Here is a 22,274-nt window from a genome sequence, read left to right as displayed (position 1 = left end):
AGGTGCTCGAGTTCGAGGTCCCTCATCAGTCAGCCTTACGGCTGCCAGCTTCCCCCAATGGGGGAAGCCACTGTCCTGCATGCACGCCCTCTATAACTTATTCGTATAGCGCAAGCGCCAAGCCTCCCCGCCGTCTCCGTTATGATTGCCCACGAACGAGAGAGACATCCAGCCCCGAAACGCGAGGAGGAGAGCCATGGATTGGGCATTCATGACCCATTACGCCCCCTACTTCGTCAACGCCGGCTACATGACCGTGTTCATCAGCTTCTTCGGCGTCCTGCTCGCCGTCGTGCTCGGCCTGCTGTGCGCGGCCGTGGAGATCACCCGCATCCCGGTGCTCTACCAGATCGTCCGCGCCTACATCGAACTCAGCCGCAACACTCCGCTGCTCGTGCAGCTGTACTTCCTGTTCTTCGGTCTGCCGAAGCTCGGCGTCGTCTGGTCGGCCGAAACCTGCGCGATCATCGGCCTCGCCTTCCTCGGCGGCTCCTACATGTCCGAAGCCCTGCGAGGCGGTCTCGAGGCTGTGCCGACCATCCAGCACGAATCCGCCCAGATGCTCGGCTTCAGCAAGGCGCAGGCGTTCATCCACATCATCCTGCCGCAGGCCCTGTCCACCGCCATCCCCGGCGTCGTGGCCAACGTGATCTTCCTGGTCAAGGAATCGTCGGTGGTCTCGGCCATCGCGCTCGCCGACGTGATGTACGTGACGAAGGACCTCATCGGCATGTACTACGACACCTACGAATCACTGACGTTGCTGATCATCACCTATCTGGTGATCCTGTTGCCGATCTCCATCGTCGGTACGCTGCTGGAACGGAGGTTCGACTATGCAAGGCGCTGAGATTCTCCTCCAGCCGGGCGTCTTCCCCCGTCTGCTGCAGGGCCTGTGGGTCACCGTGTGGATCGCCGGCGTATCGGTCGGCCTGTCCGTCCCGGTCGGTCTGCTCGTCGGCTGGCTGATGACGCTGCGCAATCCGCTGATCCGCATCCTCATGCGTATCTATCTGGATTTCATCCGCATCATGCCGCAGCTCGCCCTGCTGTTCATCGCCTTCTACGGCTTCGCGCAGGCATGGGGCTGGAATCTCGACGCCACCGGCGCCTGCGTGCTGGTCTTCGTGCTGTGGGGCGGCGCCGAGCTCGGTGATCTGGTGCGCGGCGCGCTCGAATCGATTCCGAAGAGTCAGTATGAGTCCGCGTACGTGCTGGGCCTGAGTCCGTGGCAGACGTTCTCCCGCGTGATCCTGCCGCAGGCCGTGCGTCGTCTGCTGCCGGCGAGCGTGAACCTCGCCACTCGCATCGTCAAGACCACGTCGCTGGCCGTGCTGCTCGGCGTGGTGGAGGTGATCAAGGTCGGTCAGCAGATCATCGACGCGCACCGTTTCGAATTCCCGACCGCCACGCTGTGGATCTACGGCGTGATCTTCTTCATGTACTTCATCGTGTGCTGGCCGCTGTCGATCGTGGCCCGCCGACTGGAAAAGAGGTGGGCTCATGACTGAGCAGACTGAACCGACCGTGCAGACCGAACCGACCGTGCAGACCGGAACCGCCCAGCCGTCCGGCAAGAACCTTGAGATCAGCCATCTGGTCAAGCAGTACGCCAACGCCGACCGCCCGGTACTCGACGACATCACCCTCACCGTGCCCGCCGGCAAGGTGACCGTGGTGCTTGGCCCGTCCGGCTCCGGCAAGTCCACGCTGTTGCGTACGGTCGCCGGATTGGAGCCGATCCAGGGTGGTGAGATCGCCTTGGACGGCGAGGTGATCGCCAGCGGAAAGTCCGGCAACGCGAAGTCCGGCCGGCAGCAGCGCAGCTCCGATCTGCGCACCCGCGTCGGCATGGTGTTCCAGAGCTACGATCTGTTCCCGAACAAGACCGTGCTGGGCAACATCACGCTGGCCCCCACGATCGTGCAGAAGCGCCCCAAGGCCGACGCCGAGCGGGAGGCCCTGGAACTGCTGGGACGAGTCGGACTGGCCGATCGTAAGGACGCCTGGCCGCATGAACTGTCCGGCGGCCAGAGGCAGCGCGTGGCCATCTGCCGGGCGCTGATCCTCCACCCGGAGATCATGCTGTTCGACGAGGTGACCGCGGCCCTTGACCCGGAGATGGTGCGCGAGGTGCTCGACGTGATCGTCGAATTGGCCGATCAGGGACTGACCATGATGATCGTCACGCATGAGATGGCGTTCGCCCGGGCCATCGCCGACCGCATCGTCCTGCTGGACGGCGGCCACATCGTCGAACAGTCCGACGACGCCGAACGCTTCTTCACCGATCCGGCCAGCGAACGCGCCTGGCAGTTCCTGCGGACCTTCCAGTTCAAGCGGCACGAGTGACTGATCGGTACCGACTGACCGCGAATCGCCAACCCCAGACCACCAACCAACCACACAACAGAACAGAAAGAAGGGAAACCATGACCACGAAACTCTTCGGCCGCGCCGCGCGCGCCATCGTCGCCGCAGGAGCCGCACTGACCATGCTGGTCTCCGTCGCGGCATGCGGTCCGTCCGCGTCCACGCCGAGCGAGGCCGGCGACACCGCCTCCGCCAGCGGCAACACCTCCGCCACCAAGGCCCGCAGCCTCGACGAGATCAAGAAGTCCGGCGAGCTCAAGGTGGCCGTCTTCTCCGACAAGGCTCCCTTCGGCTACGTGGACAAGGACGGCAAGTACCAGGGCTACGACGTCTACTTCGCCGAGCAGCTGGCCAAGGATCTCGGCGTGACCCCCAAGTACACCTCCGTGGATCCGGCCGCCCGCGTGGACGTGCTGACCTCGAACAAGGTGGATCTGGTGCTCGCCAACTTCACCGTCACCGACGAGCGCGCCCAGAAGGTCGATTTCGCCAAGCCGTACATGAAGGTGGCGCTGGGCGTGGTCTCCCCGGACAGCAAGGTGATCAAGAACGTCGATGAGCTCAAGGGCAAGACGCTGATCATCGCCAAGGGCACCACCGCCGAGACCTACTTCGGCACGAACTACCCGGACGTGAAGCTGCAGAAGTACGATCAGTACGCCGACGCCTACAACGCGCTGCTCGACGGCCGCGGCGACGCGTTCTCCACCGACAACACCGAGGTGCTCGCCTGGGCCAAGGCCAACAAGGGCTTCACCGTCGGCATCACCAAGCTGGGTGACGAGGACACCATCGCCCCCGCCGTGCAGAAGGGCAACACCGAGCTGCTGAACTTCGTCAACGACGAGATCGTCAAGCTCGGCAAGGACAAGTTCTTCCACAAGGACTACCAGCAGACCCTCGAACCGGTGTACGGCGACGAGGTCAACCCCGACGACATCGTCGTGGAAGGCGGCGAGCTGTAATCCGTCCGTCAGAACCCGGTTTTTGGTCATTCCAAGCTTTAACGACCCGATTATGGGCTCTTCAAGCTTGGATTTGCCAAAAACCGGTGGATTGATCAGGTAAAGGGGGAGATCCCAATGGGATCTCCCCCTTTACCTGATCAATCCATGTTGGGGGAAGGTGGCCGGCTCTGCCGGTCGGATGAGGGGCCTCAAACCCCCACCCCCACACCAATCAGTGCTTCTTCATGCTGGTGAGGATCTTGCGGATCGCGGCGTTCGTCTGTTCGGCGGCCTTCTGGAACTTCGGGAACGACTTGTAGTGCGGATCCTCGATATCGGCGGCCTCCGGAACGGCCGGGCGGATCATCGCGGCGGAATCGATCACCGATTCCAGACGCTCCTGGATCGTCAGGCCCGACACCAGTCCGTTGGTCTTGCAGTATTCGCACATGTTGGCGAAGTCCGGCAGCAGGAACGTGTACTTCACGGCGGTAGGGGCGATAGTGACGATGTCCTTGCGCTGCGACTTCTCGAAGCACAGGATCAGGTCGGCGGATTCCGCCAGCTCCGGGGTCAGTCGGCGGGAGCGGAACTCGTAGGGGTTGATGCCCACGCTGCGCATCAGCTTGGCACTGGACTTGTCCATCAGCTCGCTCGGCAGACCGTGCGTGCCGGCGCTGGAGACGTGGATGGACGTGTTGCTCAGGTATGCGGCCATCAGCAGCTCGCCCATCGGGGAGCGGCAGATGTTGCCCGTGCAGACGAACATGATGTGCATGGGGTTGTGCATACTCTTCTCCTGTTGCGTGTTCTCTTGTGGCCGGCAATCGACGTCACGCAACAATGCTCAACGACGATGCCGTGGAAAAATACCTCATCCACAATACTCGCTCGGGTTTACCGATACCTAATCGGTCCCAAGCCACTTCACCATTCCGATACGTTTCCCTAAGAAACCGCGGGGGTGGTCGAGCCGGTTGGGAACTAGACCACCCTCAGTCCGACTCCGTCGGACAGCTCCCGCCAGCGGGAGCGAAGCATGTGTGCCCCCGCTGGCGGGAGCTGGATGCCGTAGGCAGACTGGGGGTGGTTAAACGAAGCCTGACGGCCGCCCACCACCCTCAGAGCCACTTACTGCTTGATCGCGCAGGCGGCGGTGTCGTAGGTCACGCCGGGATCCATCCATCCCATCGGCGTCTGATCGAGCTTGAGATCGCTCTTCGCCTTGGTGGAGGTCTTCACGTCGAACTCGTACGAGACGGTCGAACCGGGGGAGATGTTGGTCTTGCTCAGCCACGCGGTCTCGCCGTCGATGGTGGTCTGGCTCGGCTTCTCGTCGGCGTTGGTGGTGAAGTTCGAGATCGAGCCGCCCTTCGGCGCGTAGAACAGCATCGCATCGTGCGCGGTGCCCATCGGACCGTAGTGGTCGTTCTTGCCGACGATGTACTCGTACTCGGACTTGACGTCGGAGGAAGGCACGGTGTTGGTGAACGCGACGCGCACATGGTAGGTCTGCGAGCCGTCGGCGTTGCACTCCTGACGGGTGATCGTGGTCTTGCGGTGGATGTACCACGTCATCTTCGAGGTCTTCATCTCGGTCACGTACAGGCCCAGCTCGGGGTTCTCCTCGCTGCTCGGCGTACCCTTGGCCAGTCCGGCTCCCTGGAAGTTCTTCGCCTCGTCGGCGTGGAAGCTGTACATGTACAGGTGACGGTTGCTGGCCAGATCGCCCATGCTGTTGGCCACTTGCATGAGCTTCGAGGTGTTCATGTTCGCGAACATCTGGCTGATGGCCGTGCTCACGATGTACTCGAAGTAGTCGTTCTGCTGGGCTTCCGGAATCTCCTTGTAGATGGTGTTGAGCATGAACTCGGCGGTGTTGTCGCCGGTGAGCACGCGGCCGTCGGGCAGCTTGATGGAGCCGTTGATCTTCACCATCTGCTGGATGAACACCGGGTCCACGGCGATCACGCCGTCCACCTGCCCGGCGTAGGGGGAGGCCTGCCAGGTCTTGTTGAGGATCTCGGCCACATGCGGGAAGTTCGGCAGCACCGGCGCGTTACGCGGATCGGTGGTCACCTCCAGCTCGCTGAACACGTTGGTCTCCTCGTCGGTGAGCACGCCCTTGAGGTTGAACTCGGTGTTCGGATGGAAGTCGCCCATGGTGATCTTGCCGTTGGCCGTGGTCATCGAGCCGAGCGAGCCGACCAGACCGCCGCTGGAACGGGATTCCGACGTAGTCTGCGCCATGAGCAGGTAGTTGCGGTTGCCTTCGGAGCCGAGGAACTTCGGCAGGAACTGCAGCGAGTTGTCGATCTGGTCGATCTTCTCGGCGATCGTGTCGAACTGGCTGCGGCTCTGCTCGTATGCGCTCTTCACCATGCCGACGTGCGGCTGGGGGAGGGCGTCAAGCGTCTGCTTCTGCTGCTGGACCAGCTGGTTGGTCTTGCTGAAGCTGGTGCGCACGTCCTGCAGGGGCTTGAGGTTCAGCTGGGAGTCGCCGGCGGAAAGGTTCGCGTTCATCAGAGTGGCGACGTTGTTGCTCAGGCTGGGCAGCGCCTCGCCGACCATGGCGTCCATCACGCCGGTCATGCCGCGCACGGTCTTCACGTCGTCGCCGTACACCGGCACCAGCGACGCGGCCTTCCACAGCGCGCCGTCGGTGATCGTCTTGGCGGCCGAGGTGTGGGTCTTCGCTTCGGCGATCGCACTGTTCAGGCTCTGGGTGTCCTTGATCGAGGAGAGGTCGGCCAGAGCGGTCACTGCCTGCACGGCCTTGGTCTCATGATCCCTGACCTCGAGGGCCTGCTTGTAGAACCTCAGGCCGAGGAATCCGCCGACCGCGGCCAGCACCACGAGAATCAGCAGGATCGTCAGTACCACATTGCGACCGGTGTGCCGCTTGCGCTCCGGCCGGTGTCCGCGTCGTCCGCCCGACCGGCGTGACGCGGACGGTTCCGGCTGACTGATGATGTCGTTCCAGTCCGCCGCCGCTGCCGCCGACCGTGCCGCAGACCGTCCGCCGTTGCCCGCGGTACGTCCCGATCCCTGAACGTGTCTTGCCAATGCTCGCTCCCCTCACTACCTGTTACCGATGTACGGATCATCCGCGGATTTCGCCGTGGATCATCCGCGGCCCGTGCGGTGACGGTGACCGGCGGATCGTCCGTACGGAAGCATTGAACTCCAACTATCAATAATGCCCGCCGGGGAGACGGAAATCTCCACGACGGGCATGATCTCTACAAATCAGCCGGATCAGTACGAACCGGTTCCCTTGAACACCACGAGCACGGTCTTGGCCAGGATCGCCAGATCGCCGGTGATCGACCAGTTTTCGATGTACGAGACGTCGAGGTATTCGGACTGTTCCTGGGAAAGATCGGATCGGCCGGAGACCTGCCACGGTCCGGTGATGCCGGGCTTGACGAGCAGTCGGGTGGCGTACAGCGAATTGTAGCGGGCCACCTCTTCGGGCAGTGCGGGGCGCGGGCCGACCAGCGACATATCGCCCTTGAACACGTTGAAGAACTGCGGGAACTCGTCCAGCGAGGTCTTGCGGATGAACTTGCCGATCTTGGTGATGCGCGGATCGTCCTTGAGCTTGAAGATGAAGCGGTCGGACTGGCCGGATTCCTCGGCGAGCTTCTTCTTGATCTCCTCGGCGTTGGTGACCATGGACCGGAACTTGTACATGGTGAACGGGATGCCGTGCATGCCGATGCGGGTCTGGGTGAAGAACACCGGACCGCCGTCGTCGAGCTTGATCAGAATCGCCACGACCAGCATGATCGGCGAGCTGATGACGATCGCGATGCTGGAGAGGATGATGTCCATGATGCGCTTGACCACGTAGGTGGTGATGCGGTACTGCGGCAGGCTGGCGCTGAGCACCGGCTGCTCGGTGGTGTTGCGCAGGTACAGGCGGTGACCGCCGATGTCGGCCAGGGAGACGGAGACGGCGAGCTCGATGCCCAGCGACTCCACGCCGAGCGAGAGCGCGTGCAGCAGCGGCGAATCACGGGTGAGCACGTCGGTCACCAGCACGGACTGGGCGCCGAGGCGTTCCGCGGTGCGAGGGAAGTGGGAGTTGAGCGTGACCACTTCGAGCTTGTCGGCCCCTTCGATGGTGGGGTCGGGCACGTACTGCGCGTGCATGACCACGTTCGGGTCGTGCGGGTTCACCTGAATCGGGCATACGGCGATGGGCGCGTAGCCGAGGGCGGTGTAGTCCTGCATGGTGTGCAGGGCCTTGTTGATGCCTTCGGGCGAACCCATGACCACGGTCGCGTACTTGCAGTCGCCCTTCAGGCGGTTGCGGTGCAGGGAGCGGCGCAGCAGCCAGCGGGCCACCACTTCGATCAGGCCGGCGATGATCGGCACGATGATCAGGCTGGTGCGGGGCATCTCCAGATTGAACATGAAGGCGATGCAGCTGGCGAGGATGATCGTGAAGATCGTGGCGTTGATGATCTTCGTGTAGATGCCGTAGCCTTCGGCCATGCCGTGGCGTTGGTATGCGCCGGCGAACATCAGCGCCAGCAGCCAGATGCCGCACAGGATCACGATGAACAGGGCGATCGGCATGGTGCGCAGCACGGTGTTGTAGGCCGGCGGGTTGATCGCGAAGCCGATGACCATGGAGATCAGCATCACCACGATATCGGTGACGACCATGCTCAGCACGAACAGATAACGCCACCGGGGGGTCTGCCTGAAGCCCCAGCGTCGATAGCTGTCGATCGAATCCTCGAACGGCGTGTTCGTGAACTTGAATTCGTTGCGCGGCGTGCCTTTTGGTGCGCTCTTCGACGCGCTCTTGGGTGCGGCGGACCCGAACAGCTTGGGCTTCGAAGGTTTCGTGGCCTTCGGTTCCGTTGGCGGTGTCGGCGGCACCTCCGGCTTGCCGTTCTCAGCAGTCATATGACCCCCTCGGAGAGGAGGATTCGGTGACCGTCGGGCGGTTGCGGCCCTCGGTGCGAATCTTCTTGCTCTCGTTCCTCATGATCATCCAAATTATTCTCTAGCAGAGCATAGTATCCATAACCGACGAAGGGGGGAAGTATGTTCCCGAGTTTATCGACTGTTCACTTTGCCCATGGCACTCACCCGGCGGTCGGCTACTTGATGGCCGGATCCTGACCGTTGGTGGTGCCGCTGCCGTCGTCGGTGGTGCCATCGCTGTCGTCGGTGGTGCCGTTGTTATTGTTGGACTCGCCTCCGGAGCTGTTGGAACCGCCGCCGTTGGAGTTGTTGGAGCTGGAGCTGTTGTTGGTGCTTGGCTTCGAGTTGTTGTTCGAGCTGCCGGAATTCTGATTGGAGTTGGAGCTTCCGGTGGAGCCCGAGTTGCCCGAACCGGTGGAACCGGAGTTGTTGGTGGTGCCTCCGTTGGTCGTGCCGGTGTCGCTGCCGTTGTCGGTGGTCGTGCCGTCCTGAGTGCCGTCGTTCGACTGCGTGGAGTTGGCGTTCTGGTTCTGCAGCTCCTGCATCGAGGCCTCCACGTTGGCCGAGGCGGTGGAGAGCGCGCTGATGGCATTCTGTACCGCGGTCAGGTCGGGATCGTCCTGATCGAGCAGCGTGTTGGCGTTGCCGAGCGCGATCTGCAGCTGCACGCGCGTCTGGTCGTCGGCCACGTTGTAGCGGCTGCTTTCGAACAGCGACTGGGCGTTGTCGACGGCGGTCTGCAGGTTCTGCTTCGCATTGTCGGTGGTGGTCTTGTCCTTGGCATCCTTGCTGCTGGTCACCGACTTGGCGGCGGTGGTCACGGCAAGGGCCTGGTTCTTCATGTCGGAGGTGAGCTTCGCGTTGTCCTTGGTGTTGGACTTGAGCTCCTTGGTGCTCAGGGAGTCGTCGCAGCTCTTCGAGGCCTCGGTCTTGTTCGCCGCGTCCACGGCCTTCTTCAGCGTGGTCACCGTGTTCGCGTCGGCCACCTGATCGGAGGTGATGGCGAGCTGGTCCTTGACGCCCTTGACCGCGGAGTCCAGCGATTTCTTCGCGCTGTCGTAGTCGTCCACCGAGGCGAGGCAGGCGGTTACCGCCGTCTGATGGGCCTGATCGGTGGTGTTGGCGGTGTTGCCCGTATTCGAATTGCTGCGACCGCGCATGAACATCACGCCGGCCACGGCCAGGGCGATCACCACGACGGCGGCGATCGCCGCGATGATGATCGGCTTGCGGTTCGGCTTCTTCTTCTCCTGCTCCTCCGGGGGCACGAGGGCCAGCGGATCCTTTTCGCCGGGCTTGGGCTCCAGCGATTCAATGGAGCTGAGATTGCGGGCGCGTTCACGTCGCTCGGCGTCGTTCGGCTGGATGGGCAGCTTGCTGAACAGGTCGTCGTCGGCGGATGCCCCGTTGGCGTCGGCCTTGCCGTTGGCGTTGGCGTTGGCGTCTGCGGTCGCGCCGGCCGCGGCGATGTCGCCGGGCTTCATGGCGACGGTGGCTTCGTCGTCCGCCGCCTGCTGCAGGGCGAGCGGCAGCTGACCGAGCTGGAAGGTGTTGGCCGTGGGATCCATGTCGGCCGGGAAGATCGACGCCTTCTGATCGGCGGCGGTGCCGGTACCCTCACCTGCCGCCTGCGCGGCCTTCACGTCCTCGGGGCTGAACGCCACGGTGGCTTCGGGGTCATTGGCGGGATCCTTGGACTTGTCGGCTTCGGCGTTCTCGGCGCTCTCGGCGTTGACGTCGTTCGGGTTGAACGCGACGGTGGCCTCGGCGTCCTCGTTCTGGGTGCCGGCGTTCGCGTCGGCATCATCTGCCAGCGGGTTGAACGCCATGGTCGCCTCGGGACTGGCGTCGCCGGGCTGCGATTCGGCAGGCTGCGTGTTGGTCGCCTGCGCTGTGGTCGCCTGCGCGGCCTTGTCGGTCGCGGACTCGGTCTTCGGGCCTGCCTCGGGGAAGGCGAGCGCCGCGGCCGGGGTGCCGATGGCCGGCATGCTGATGGTGGAGGCGGAGTTGATCGGCTGATGCACTGCGTCGCCGAACACCTCTTCGGGCGATTCGGCGATGGTCTCGGCGAGCTGTTCCACGCCGCTTTCGGGCTGATCGGCGTTGATGTCGTTGCCGCTGTCGGCCGGGGCGTCGGTATTGGTGTCGGCCGGGTTCGCGCCTGCCGCGGCCTGTGCCGGAGCGGATGCTGCCGCGGAAGCCGTCGTGGCCGTCGCAGCGGACGCTGCTGCGGCATCGGCTCCGGCCTTCGGCATGAATCCGGCGTTGAGCGGGGTGATCACGGCGGTGTCGACGAAATCGTCGCCGCCGTCATGCGGCGTGGCGGAGGCGATCGTACGGCCGATCTCCTCGTCGGGCTCGGCATCTGATCCGGCGGATGCATCGGTACCGGCGGGCGAACCGCCGGCGTTCGTGACGTCTTCGGCGGGAATCACCGGTCCGAAGGTCTGGGCGGGGGCGCTGGGCTGTGCGCTGCCGGCGCCGTCGGCCGTGTGCTTGGGGCCGGTCTTCTCCACCAGTGCGGGGAAGGTGATCGGAGGGATGTCCCACTGGGTGTTGACCACGTCGCCTTCGGCCAGCGGTTTGATCGCGGGCTGCGAGGCGTTGTCGCCGCTGCCGGCGGCGTCGGAGGCCTTGTCGGTGCCGCCGTTGGCCTGGGCCGTGGTCTGGTCCGCTCCGGTCTGTGCCTCGGACTGTGACTGGCCCTGTGCTGTGCCCTGCGTTGTGGTTTGATCGTTCTTATCGGAGTCGGCTCCGGAATCCTTGGCGGTCTGCGGCTCGTCGTCGATGGGGAACCACAGATCCATCTTCTTCCTGTCCGCTTTGGGGCTGTCGTCTCGTTTGCCGGCCATTGACTCTCCCAAGTGTCTTCCGCTCCTGTCGCGTGCGACCTGCACGCCTAAGACATATTAAAAGTCACCCTACCCACATTCACAGTGTTTTGCCACCTTATAAATGTTGGAGACGTTTCCGGTTTTCCCGCGGACTGAGCCCGGTAAGGGAACGGCAGTGGCGTTCCTGGGGCGCAGTCGAGCCGACAGACAAGTTCGTCTGACAGAGTCGACTCTTCATGTGGTCGACCGGGATATGTGGCGTCCGACACACTCAAGGCCGTTCGGCCAAGCCTACGGTCGGACGCCACATATCCCGGTCTCTGACCCGGCGATCCGAAGGCAGCTGTTTCGTTTTTTTCTTGACTTTCCCCGTGAGCTTCGGGCTCTCGCTCGTCTCGCATGAGAGGTATGTGGGCCAAGTTTTGGGAACCTTGTGACTGATGGTTCACCGGCTGCTCGGTAGAGGCGATAAAATAACGAACGAGCTTTCGGGTTCAACAAATAGGCGAGGAAGATCCTCGCCATTTTTTTTGGGAGGGGTTATGCCGGAGCTGAATTGTTCATTCTTACCCTTTCCTTACGGGGGATGACGGAGCCTTATGGCCGTCGTCTGCCGCCCGAGCGCTCGTCTCACATGATGGGGGTATGTGGGCCAAGTTTTGGGAACCTTGTGACTGGTGGTTTCATTTGGCGGGTGTTCGACTATGATCGAATTGTCTGTAATCGTGCCTCAAGAATAGGAGAATACGGGGGAGATTATGAAGATCGCAGTTGCTGGTACCGGTTATGTCGGACTGTCCGTGGCATTGCTGCTCTCGCAGCACAACGAAGTGCACGCTCTGGACATCGTGCCGGAGAAGGTGGAATTGCTCAACAACGGCAAGAGCCCGATCGTCGATACGGAGATCACCCGCTTCCTCGATGGCAAGCAGGACGGCTCCATGGACCTGAACTTCCAGGCCACGCTTGATCCGAAGCAGGCCTACACCGGCGCCGACTTCGCCGTGGTGGCCACGCCGACCAACTACGATCCGAAGAAGAACTACTTCGACACCTCCAGCGTCGAGGCCGCCATCGCCGCCATCCGCGAGCAGGATCCGACCGCCTGGATCGTGATCAAGTCCACCATCCCGGTGGGCTACACCGCCGACCTGCGCGAGCGTCTGGGCGACAAGCGCATCATCTTCTCCCCGGAGTTCCTGCGCGAGGGCCACGCCCTGTACGACAACCTGCACCCGAGCCGCATCGTGGTCGGCGCTCCCGGCGATGACGCCGAAGCCGTCGAGGCCGCCCACACCTTCGCCAACCTGCTGTCTCAGGGCGCCGACCCGGCCGAGCACGAGCGCACCAACGAGGACGGCAGCAAGGGCATCCCGGAGCTGGTGGTCGGCACCACCGAGGCCGAGGCCATCAAGCTGTTCGCCAACACCTACCTCGCCCTGCGCGTCGCCTACTTCAACGAGCTCGACACCTACGCCGAGGCCCGTGGACTTTCCGCCCAGGAGATCATCAAGGGCGTGTGCCTCGACCCGCGTATCCGCAACCAGTACAACAACCCGAGCTTTGGCTACGGCGGCTACTGCCTGCCGAAGGACTCCAAGCAGCTGCTCGCCAACTACGCCGAGGTTCCGCAGAACCTCATCGGCGCCATCGTCGAGGCGAACCGTACCCGCAAGGACTTCATCGCCGACGAGGTGCTCAAGCAGGTCGAGGGCAAGGAGTCCCCGGTCGTGGGCGTGTACCGCCTGACCATGAAGAGCGGCTCCGACAACTTCCGCCAGTCCTCCATCCAGGGCGTGATGAAGCGCATCAAGGCCAAGGGCGTCACCGTGGTGGTGTACGAGCCCACGCTGGATGCCCCCGACTTCTTCGGCAGCAAGGTCACCCACGATCTCGCCGCCTTCAAGTCCGAGGCCGACGTGATCGTCGCCAACCGCTGGAACGAGGACCTCGCCGACGTGAGCGACAAGGTCTTCACCCGCGACCTGTTCAAGCGCGACTGATCACCGCGATCGATCGCCAACGAATGTTCGCAAACTACTTCTGGAGATGAAATGACCGCTATTGACTTGTCTCACAGGACGATCCTGATCACCGGCGCCGCCGGCTTTATCGGATCGAATCTGGCGAAACGCGTGTTGTCGGATTTCAAGGATGCCAAGGTCATCGGCATCGACAACATGAACCACTACTATGACGTGCACATCAAGGAGGCGCGACTCAAGGAGCTCGAGGAGTTCCCCGCGTTCACCTTCGTCAAGGGGTCGATAGCGGATCGTTCCCTCATCGAGAAGATCTTCGCCGACTACGAGCCGTCGGTCGTCGTGAATCTGGCGGCTCAGGCCGGTGTGAGGTATTCGATCACCAACCCGGACGTGTACATCGAATCCAACCTCATCGGCTTCTACAACATCCTCGAAGCCTGCCGTCACTCCTACGACGGCGGCAAGACCGGCGTAGAGCATCTGGTCTACGCCTCCAGCTCCTCGGTCTACGGTTCGAACAAGAAGGTGCCGTACAGCACCGACGACAAGGTGGACAACCCCGTCAGCCTGTACGCCGCTACGAAGAAGTCCAACGAGCTGCTGGACCACGCGTACTCGAAGCTGTACAACATCCCGTCCACCGGCCTGCGCTTCTTCACCGTGTACGGACCGGCCGGCCGCCCCGACATGGCCTACTTCGGCTTCACGAACAAGCTGCGCAAGGGCGAGACCATCAAGATCTTCAACTACGGCAACTGCAAGCGTGACTTCACGTACGTGGACGACATCGTCGAAGGCGTGCTCCGCGTGATGCAGAAGGCCCCCGACCGTGTCAACGGCGAGGACGGCCTGCCCCTGCCGCCGTACCGGATCTACAACATCGGCAACTCCCATCCGGAGAACCTGCTCGACTTCGTGACGATCCTCCAGGAGGAGCTGATCCGCGCCGGCGTGCTGCCCGAGGACTACGACTTCGAGGCGCACAAGGAGCTGGTGCCGATGCAGCCCGGCGACGTGCCGGTCACCTACGCCGACACCACCGCCCTCGAGCGGGACTTCGGCTACAAGCCGCAGACCTCGCTGCGCACCGGTCTACGCCGGTTCGCAGAATGGTACAAGGAGTACTACGGCTGATTCGGTCTTCCGGCCGTGAATGTTCTGAATACAGGAACGGTCTGAAGATCACTATGGTATGAAAACGAATGCTTGGCGGGAAACCGCCAAGCATTGTCATGAAAGGTGAGGGTGGATGGGTTCCCGTTCCAAGCTGCTTGTGATTCTGGAGCAGCACTTTATTCAGGCCGATGACGGCACGTTCTACACCGATGTGCAGTGCGACCGTACGTTCTGGGATCGGTATCTGTCGGCGTTCGACGAGCTGAACGTATTCGCCCGCACCCGTAAGGCCCGTCCGGGGGAGAATCTGGAGAAGCTGCTGCTCTCCTCTCGCCCTGAAGTGCATCTGTTCCCGATGCCTGATTTCCGTGGCGTGGGCGGTCTCGTCAAGAACCATGGCAAGATCAAGGCGGCTTTGCAGCAGGCACTGCAGGTTTCGGATGCCGTGATCATGCGCGCCCCGAGTCCGATCTCTCTCGGCGTGGGCAACACGGTCATCAAATCCGGCAAGCCGTTCGCCGTGGAGATGGCGATGAACCCGATCACCGCGTACAGCCGTGAATCGATGAAGTCGCCGCTGCAGCCGTTCGTGCAGTTCTTCGCCACAACGTCCACCAAGCGACTGTGCCGCAAGGCCAACGGCGTTTCCTACGTCACCGAACACGTACTGCAGCAGGATTTCCCGTGCACGGCGATTCGGGAAGGGGAGAGCGATCGGTACTTCACCGCCCACTACTCCACGATCAATCTCACGGATGATGACTATTCGCTGCAGGAATGGCCGGAGTCGGCTCCGGATACCATCTCCGTTGCGCACGTCGGCAAGATGATGGATCTGCGCAAGGGGCATGCGATCTTCATCGAGACCTTGGCACTGCTCAAGCAGCGCGGATATCAGGTCAACGGTACGCTGATCGGTGACGGACCGATGCGGCCGCAGTTCGAGGAGCTGGCCCGCGAAAAGGGCGTCGGCGACGAGATCCACTTCGTCGGATGGCGGTCCGGATTCCGTGCGGTGCAGCAGGAGCTGCAGAAGTCCATGTTCTTCCTGTTCCCCACGTATTCGGAAGGTCTGCCGCGAAGCATCATCGAAGCCATGGCCTCCGGACTGCTGTGCATCGGAAGCTCTGCCGACGGCATGGTGGAACTGCTCGACAAGGAGTGCATCTCCGATCGAAACAGTGCCGAGGACTATGCGTTGATGCTGGCCGGATACCATTCGCATTGGAACAAGGCCATCGCCACCCGCGACAAGCAGTTCGACCTGTCGCACAAGTACAACAAGCGCATTCTGGACACCTACAGAACCGATTTCTACAAGAAACTACGCAAGTGCGGAGACAAGCATGCTGACTGATCGAATGATGACACTGCGATGCAAGTTGCGTATCGCTTCTTTTAAACTGTTTCAGCGCGGTAGGATTCAGTTGGGCTGGTCGGTCTCCTTCAGAAGGCGATTCGTCGTCAACATCAGATCGAAAAAGTCGCCGGCGATCAGCATCGGCGATAACGTCTTTTTCAATAATGACTGTAGCCTCAATTGCCATGAGTCCATTACGATCGGTAATTACACCATTTTCGGCGAAGGCGTGAAGGTCTATGACCATGACCACGGCTTCGCGTTGAACGGTCTCCCGTTCAACAAGCAGCCGATCCATGCGGAGCCCGTAGTGATTGGCAGCAATTGCTGGCTCGGATCGGGTGTCATCGTGCTGAAGGGCGTGACTATCGGTGACAATTCCGTCATCGGTGCGAACACCGTCGTGACGCACGATGTTCCCCCAAATTCCGTTGTCATTGCCCATCAGGATATCGTTGTTAAGGAGCTCCACTAAATGAGCACGCCACATGTGATCGTAGTGATGTCCACCTATAACGGTGCTCGCTATCTCACGCAGCAGCTGGACAGCATCTTCGCCCAGCAGTCCGTGAACGTCGAGTGTCTGGTGCGTGATGATGGTTCCACGGACGATACCGTGGAGGTACTGAATCGCTACGCCGCCCACGAACCGAGGCTGTCGGTCATACGCGGAACGAACATCGGCTGGAGGCGAAGCTTCCTCGTGGCGCTATCCCAAGCGTCCGAGGCGGATTTCTACGCGTTCTCCGATCAGGATGATATCTGGAAGCCGGAGAAGCTGTCCTCTTCGATCGACATGATTCCCGAGGATCAGCGTGGTGATATCTGTCTGGTTCACTGCAATAAGGTGAAGGTGGACGACGATCTTCATGAGCTTCCTCGCCAGCAGCACAAGATTCCCCGTCCGTCATCGATCGGATGGTCTGTGCTGAACGGATACGCGCAGGGATGTGCTTCGGTGATGACTCGGAGGATGCGTGATGTCGTCATTCGTGATATGCCACTGGACCGGAATTGGGGACATGACTACTGGGTCGGTCTGATCGGATATCTGTTCGGTAACGTCTATTACAATCCGGAACCGCTGTTCTACCATGTGATCCATGGTGGCAATGGTGGTAACGTCTCCGATACGGGTAATCTGTTCACCAATCAGTTCCGTAAGCTCAAGCGGATCTTTGACAAAGGGCACTTCCCGAATCCGGCGGATCTTCTCCTGAATCACTATTCAGATTTGATGAGCGAGGATCAGAAAGCCTTCTTTACCCGGATTGCGGGATACAGGAAAAGCCGCACGCTGAAGAAGTGGCTGATCCACGATTCCGGCATCTATCCGCAGAGCAGGATGGAACGTCTTATGTTCCGTCTGTTCGTCATGTTCGGACGATATTAATTTCTTGCTGATCCGAGGAGTACAGTGATCGTTTTTGCTCTCGCCTCCTTTATCGCTTTTATTGGCCTTATCGCCAGAAAGTCGAAACTTGTGGGAGGCCTTCTGGTCGTTTTCATGGTGATTATCGGTTTGGGCAATACCGATAATTCCGATTATCGAATGTTCTCGACCCAGTATGACAATCCCCAGATCTGGAAGATCTACGGTGCGAGTGAGCCCGGATATCAGTTCCTGATGAAGGTATTCAGATCGTTCTCCCTGTCATTCATGACATTCAGGAACTTTCTGTTGCTGGTGGCGATCATTCTGGTCATCGCCACCATTCTTGATTTTTCGGAATCGATTTCCGCAGTGCTGGCGTTGTTCTTCTTCGTTCCGTTCATCATCAACATCACGCAGTATCGATTCTTCTTCGCTTCGTCGATTTGCCTGTTCGCACTTAGGTTTTTGCTGAAGGACAAGAAGCACGGCCTGTGGGTCTACATCGCCTTGGTGATATTGGCGGGAACGTTCCACTATTCCACGTTGTTCTACTTGCTGTTTGCGGCGATCCGTGTGTTCGATCAGAAAAATATCCGGTACTGTTCGGTAGCGGTCACGGTGATTTCGCTGGCTCTGATTCCGACTGGCGTAATGCGCAAGCTGTTCCAATCGATGACTACGGAAGAGAAGGCCACCGCATACTTCGGCAAGACGCAGGGTTGGGGTGTCGTGCTGGCATGGCTGTTGCTGCTGACCATGGTGCTTTTGGTTCAGTATGCCATGGCGTCGCGCGGATACACCGCGGAGAATACCCTGCCGGCGTTCAACCGAACGTCATTGACGGCGGAAAACAGGAAGATCGCGTATCTGGAATTGATCCGGCGCATGAACTATCTCTGCCTGCCGATCCTGATCCTGCTGTTCTTCGATGTGGCAAGCTGTTACAGACTTTTCCGTGGCCTGTTGTTCCTCGAATACACGGCGTTCTTCGTTTCGCAGTTTGAGCTCAAACCTCTTAATGACAACAAGGATGACAGGGAACGGCTGTTGCTGTCGATGGGATTGGTGTTCCTGTGCGGAATCAATTTCTGGGCGCTGACCACCATGCATCTCATCGAGAATTGGTTCTATCCGGTTCTTGACCAGAACATCTTCTGGTAAATACCGGTCAAGGGAATGTCTCACTGACTATGGATTACAAAAAGATACTGCAGAATTTCGGCGTTGCCGTGTTGGCCCAGGGAACGAGCGTTCTCGTCAGCTGCCTGACGACGTTGCTGGTTCCGAAGGTGTTGGGCGTCGCCGCATTCGGTTACTGGCAGCTGTTCATCTTCTACACCACCTATGCCGGCATTTTCCATCTGGGTCTCAATGATGGTGTGTACTTGCTGATCGGCGGGCAGAGAAGGTCCGAGGTCGACAAGCCGTCCATTAAGTCGCAGTTTCTGGCCGGAACCGTGATGCAGGCGGTCTTTGCCGTGATCATCGGCGTTCCGGCTTTCCTGACGCAGCCGGATCCCAACAGGCGATTCGTCATCATCGCCTTCGCGATCTGGATGCTGATCAACAATGTCGCGTGGTATCTGGGATTCGTGTTTCAGGCCATCAATGAGACGCAGCTGTTCTCACTTGCCACGTTCATTGATCGCTTCCTGTTCATGATCGCCCTGCTGTTCCTGCTGTTCGCCAAGGAGCAGCTGTTTCAGGTGTATGTCATCGGATACCTCATCACGCGTTCAGTTTCGCTGGTATACACCTTCTGGAAGGGCCGGGATTTCCTCGCCGCGCAAACGCTTGGTCTCAAGGAGACCATGGTACGGACGGCCAACAGCATACGAATCGGCATCAAGGTGATGATCGCCGGAGTGGCCAGTCTGGCCATTCTGGGCGTCGCACGAGTGGTGATCGATCAGGTGTGGGGCATCGAGGTATTCGGCAAAATCTCGTTCTCCCTGTCGATGTGCAATTTCTTCCTGTCCTTCATCACTCAGGTGAGCATGGTGCTGTTCCCGGCATTGCGTCAGGGTACGCAGCAGGAGAGAATCCATTTCTACCGCTATGCTAGGGACTGCATGGACCTCATTCTCCCGGCACTGTATCTGGCCTATTTCCCGCTGGTCTGGATTCTGTCCTATTGGCTGCCCCAATACCGGTCCAGTCTGACGGCGTTTGCACTGGTTCTTCCCATCTGCGTGTTCGACAGCAAGATGAACGTGCTCGGTACCACCTATCTCAAGGTGCTGAGGAAGGAGAAATTCCTTCTGGCCATCAATCTGGTGTCCGTGGCACTGAGCGTTTGCTTGGTTTTCCTTGCGTTGCTGATCTTCCACTCGCCCAATGCGGTTATCGGCGCGGGCGCGGCGACCTTGGTCGTGCGGTATCTGATCACTCAGTATGTGCTGGCTAAGGATCTCAAGGTAAAAACCTCGGTCAAGGGCGAGACGCTGGAGATCCTGTTCACCGTGTTGTTCATCGCCGTAGCCTTGAAGCTGGACATGATTATTGCTTTCATCATCGTGCTGATCGGTTATGTGGTCTACTGTCTGCTGAACTTCGGAACCTTGCGCAGTGTGCTTGGTGCCCTCAAGAGGATTCGCTGAGCCATCGAACACGCTCTTCCTGCTCAACTGGCGATGGGATGATCTGACCGTGATTGGCTATCGGTCATGGCATCGGTGCCCGTTCCTCCTTGGCTTTTATGGCCAAGGGGGTGCCTCCTGTATGATGATCGGTTGGAGATGATCTGCAGTGAATGACAAGGAAGAGTGAGGTATATGAAACTTCAGACATCCTCGAAGAAAGGGTTGCACTGGCGCCTTATGGCCGTTGCAGTGGCCATCGCCACGTTGTTCGGTCTGATGCCGCTGAACGCCAATGCCGCTGATGCGACGACTTCCAACGGTTCGCTGACCGTTGCAGCACAGGAATTCCGCCTTTCCGGCGAGAAATCCGCAAACAATGCCAAGATTTTCTGGAGTACCGTCAGCGGTGCGAGTTCGTTCACCGTATTCCGGATCGAAGGTTCGACTCGAACTCAGATCGGTACCACCATCGGCCATACGTGGGATGACTACGGTCTGAAGGTCGGCACGAAATATGCATATGAAGTAGTAGCCAATCCTGGCTCCGCAAGCGCGGTCTCCAATACCGTCACTCCGTTCACTCCCACTAATGTCACCCGCAGCATGAGCAACATCAAGGGTGAAGTTCCGGCTTCCGACGAGTCCGATGAGCTGCCCGATGCCATCTCTTCGGTGAATTCGGCGGGACGTCCGGCTTGGTTCACATCGCCTAACTGCCCTGCGGATTCGCGTCCCTATAAGTCGAAGTACGCATGGGTGAACGCCACCGACAAGTCCACGGGTAAGCCCTACGTCTACCTGCAGCACAAGTCGTGGTGGGCCTATGATCGTGTCGAAAACGGCAAGACGGTTACCCACCACTGCTACGACTCCCAGTGGACCCCCACGCTGAACACGAAGGGTCAGGTCTGGAAGATCGACAACGCTCAGTACAACACGGGCAACCACAATGTGATCAATCCCCAGACGCACAACAGCATTGCCGCCGCTCGTATCGTTCCGTCCTCCGGCAGCAGCGCTCCTTCGGGCACTGGTCTCGTCGAGCTGGATTCCGTCGAACCTGTCGTCATCAGCTATCAGGTGAAGGACTTCGGCAATCTGGATCTTCGTGACGTGTTCCTGTTCGCCGATGGCACCGACGCCTATCTGGTGGGTGCCGCGAACAACCAGCAGGATACCGGCATCGTCAAGCTGAACAAGCAGTGGACGGATGTCGATTCTTCTGCCAAGCCTGTGGTTACTGCCAAGGGCGAGCAGGGTGAGGCTCCTTACGTATTCAAGCGTGATGGACTGTATTACCTGACCACGTCGCGCTCCGCTTGGAACAATCCTTCACAGGCGAAGTACCAGTGGTCGAAGTCGATGCTTTCCGGCTGGTCGCCCACGCTTGAGGTCGGCGATACCTCTACGTACGATACCCAGCATTACAAGGTCCGTACCGATTACGGCACGAAGCGCACCACCTACACCTCCAAGGGAATCCACTGGGGTGCCGGCGCCTACCGTAAGCCGCACACTCCGCTGGGAACCATCCAGAGGGAATTCCCGATCGCGGTCAATGGCACGTTCATGGCCTTCGGCTGGTATCAGGGTGTTGACGTGGATTCTGAGTACGGCGCCGTTCCGGTGCAGAGCTCCCGTCTGGTTTCGCTCGGACGCCCGGCCGCCGATTCGGCCTCCAAGAGCGTTCCCGCACTGACTGATGGCGATAGCTCCACCTCGTCCGCCTACGCGGAGGAGCAGAATCCTCCCTATGCGGTCACCGTTGATCTTGGCGGCAAGACCACTGTCTCGGAAATCGACTTCGCCACGAGACTGAACGTGTACCATCAGACCACGTTCAACTACAAGATCGAATACAGCATGGATGGCAAGACGTTCAGCTCGTACGTCGCCGATGACAACAACACCTATATCGGTTTCGTGCCTCATGTGCTTTCCCAGCCGATTACCGCGCGGTACGTCCGTCTGACGATTACCGGTATCAAGGACAATCTCATCGCTCGCAAGGACGAAAAGGCCTTCCAGGGCCTCCATGAGATTCTCGTCTACGGCGATCGTCAGGGTGATGTCACGGCGCCGACCTTCCAGGGCATCAAGGATTCCACCATTGCCGTCGGCGATGTGTTCGATCCTCTGGCCGGTATCACCGCGAAGGATGATACGGATGGAGATGTCACCAAGTCGATCAAGGTGAGCGGCAAGGTGGATACTTCCAAGAGCGGTACCTACACGCTCACCTATACGGTTTCCGATGCTGCCGGCAATACGGCGACCGCGAAGCGAACCGTGACCGTGAAGACGGTTGCCGTTCCCGTCTCTTCGATCTCTCTGTCCGGCAGCGGTGTGGTCTCCGGCAAGGCTTCGATGCAGACTCAGACCACCTTGCAGCTGAAGGCTGAGGTTCTGCCGGCGAATGCCACGGATAAGAAGGTGACGTGGAAGTCTTCGGATACTTCCGTCGCTACCGTGTCCGATGCCGGTCTGGTCAAGGCCGTCAAGGCCGGAACCACGAAGATCACCGCACAGGCTGGCGGTAAGACCGCGACGGTGACGATCACGGTTAAGGCTCCCGCCGCTCATATCAGCACGCTTGCTGTCCGTCGTGGTAACACGTACTACGTGACCAACCAGCTCAATGGCGGTGGTAATCAGACGGTCTTCCAGCGCGGTCTCGCCAATGATCAGGTGCTGGTGGGTGACTGGGACGGTGATGGCAAGGATACGCTTGCCGTTCGTCGTGGTAACACGTACTACG

At 60.2% G+C, this 22,274-nt stretch carries 16 protein-coding genes (1 of these 16 only partly in view); 12 read left to right on the top strand and 4 right to left on the bottom strand.

The features are described from left to right. Positions 1-196 precede the first annotated feature (196 nt). The 4 genes from CSQ87_RS07915 (at position 197) to CSQ87_RS07900 (ending at position 3,338) form a co-directional block, all read left to right on the top strand. A complete protein-coding gene (locus CSQ87_RS07915) occupies positions 197-850 on the top strand; it encodes an amino acid ABC transporter permease (protein ID WP_100513336.1) in 654 nt (217 codons plus the stop codon). Then, positions 837-1,511, top strand: coding sequence for an amino acid ABC transporter permease (locus tag CSQ87_RS07910; RefSeq protein WP_100513335.1), 675 nt, complete (start codon positions 837-839; stop codon positions 1,509-1,511). Before CSQ87_RS07915 ends, CSQ87_RS07910 begins: the two co-directional genes overlap by 14 nt. Beyond that, positions 1,504-2,352 (top strand): amino acid ABC transporter ATP-binding protein, encoded by an 849-nt coding sequence (locus CSQ87_RS07905; protein ID WP_100513334.1) that lies wholly within the window; start codon positions 1,504-1,506, stop codon positions 2,350-2,352. The genes CSQ87_RS07910 and CSQ87_RS07905 overlap by 8 nt, the downstream gene beginning before the upstream one ends. An 80-nt stretch (positions 2,353-2,432) precedes the next feature. After that, on the top strand, positions 2,433-3,338 hold the full coding sequence (locus CSQ87_RS07900; protein WP_100513333.1) for a cysteine ABC transporter substrate-binding protein: 906 nt from the start codon (positions 2,433-2,435) through the stop codon (positions 3,336-3,338). Positions 3,339-3,552: 214 nt separating this feature from the next. Here the strand turns inward: CSQ87_RS07900 and CSQ87_RS07895 are convergent, their stop codons facing one another. The 4 genes from CSQ87_RS07895 to CSQ87_RS07880 form a co-directional block, all read right to left on the bottom strand. Continuing rightward, complete coding sequence (locus tag CSQ87_RS07895) at positions 3,553-4,098, bottom strand: arsenate reductase/protein-tyrosine-phosphatase family protein (protein WP_100513402.1); 546 nt, start codon at positions 4,096-4,098, stop codon at positions 3,553-3,555. A gap of 353 nt (positions 4,099-4,451) precedes the next feature. Then, a complete protein-coding gene (locus CSQ87_RS07890) occupies positions 4,452-6,386 on the bottom strand; it encodes a DUF4012 domain-containing protein (RefSeq protein ID WP_133122375.1) in 1,935 nt (644 codons plus the stop codon). A 192-nt stretch (positions 6,387-6,578) separates the two neighbouring features. Beyond that, positions 6,579-8,243, bottom strand: a complete 1,665-nt coding sequence (locus tag CSQ87_RS07885; protein WP_100513331.1) for a sugar transferase — start codon at positions 8,241-8,243, stop codon at positions 6,579-6,581. Between the two features lie 197 nt (positions 8,244-8,440). Then, positions 8,441-11,116 (bottom strand): hypothetical protein, encoded by a 2,676-nt coding sequence (locus CSQ87_RS07880; protein ID WP_133122374.1) that lies wholly within the window; start codon positions 11,114-11,116, stop codon positions 8,441-8,443. 740 nt (positions 11,117-11,856) lie between these two features. On the opposite strand from CSQ87_RS07880, the gene CSQ87_RS07875 reads away from it, so the two are divergent. From CSQ87_RS07875 to CSQ87_RS07840, 8 genes are all read left to right on the top strand, one after another. Then, entirely contained in the window at positions 11,857-13,101 is a 1,245-nt protein-coding gene (locus CSQ87_RS07875; RefSeq protein WP_100513329.1) for a nucleotide sugar dehydrogenase, read from the top strand. A gap of 51 nt (positions 13,102-13,152) precedes the next feature. Continuing rightward, positions 13,153-14,217, top strand: coding sequence for an NAD-dependent epimerase/dehydratase family protein (locus CSQ87_RS07870; protein ID WP_100513328.1), 1,065 nt, complete (start codon positions 13,153-13,155; stop codon positions 14,215-14,217). A 115-nt stretch (positions 14,218-14,332) separates the two neighbouring features. Beyond that, positions 14,333-15,556, top strand: coding sequence for a glycosyltransferase (locus tag CSQ87_RS07865; protein ID WP_100513327.1), 1,224 nt, complete (start codon positions 14,333-14,335; stop codon positions 15,554-15,556). Further along, on the top strand, positions 15,546-16,034 hold the full coding sequence (locus tag CSQ87_RS07860) for an acyltransferase (RefSeq protein WP_100513326.1): 489 nt from the start codon (positions 15,546-15,548) through the stop codon (positions 16,032-16,034). The genes CSQ87_RS07865 and CSQ87_RS07860 overlap by 11 nt, the downstream gene beginning before the upstream one ends. After that, positions 16,035-16,952 (top strand): glycosyltransferase, encoded by a 918-nt coding sequence (locus CSQ87_RS07855; RefSeq protein ID WP_100513325.1) that lies wholly within the window; start codon positions 16,035-16,037, stop codon positions 16,950-16,952. A 24-nt stretch (positions 16,953-16,976) separates the two neighbouring features. Then, positions 16,977-18,095, top strand: coding sequence for an EpsG family protein (locus CSQ87_RS07850; protein WP_100513324.1), 1,119 nt, complete (start codon positions 16,977-16,979; stop codon positions 18,093-18,095). Between the two features lie 29 nt (positions 18,096-18,124). After that, entirely contained in the window at positions 18,125-19,534 is a 1,410-nt protein-coding gene (locus CSQ87_RS07845; RefSeq protein WP_100513323.1) for an MATE family efflux transporter, read from the top strand. A 174-nt stretch (positions 19,535-19,708) separates the two neighbouring features. Next, positions 19,709-22,274, top strand: the 5' portion of a protein-coding gene (locus CSQ87_RS07840) for an immunoglobulin-like domain-containing protein (protein WP_100513322.1). It continues 311 nt past the right edge of the window; only the first 2,566 of its 2,877 coding nucleotides appear in the window; the start codon lies at positions 19,709-19,711; the stop codon falls past the right edge of the window.

It is taken from the genome of Bifidobacterium simiarum, from assembly GCF_002802905.1.
In the GTDB taxonomy this organism is placed as follows: domain Bacteria; phylum Actinomycetota; class Actinomycetes; order Actinomycetales; family Bifidobacteriaceae; genus Galliscardovia; species Galliscardovia simiarum.
Note: the sequence above shows the minus strand (reverse complement) of the source record. Positions and strands in the feature narration are given on the sequence as shown.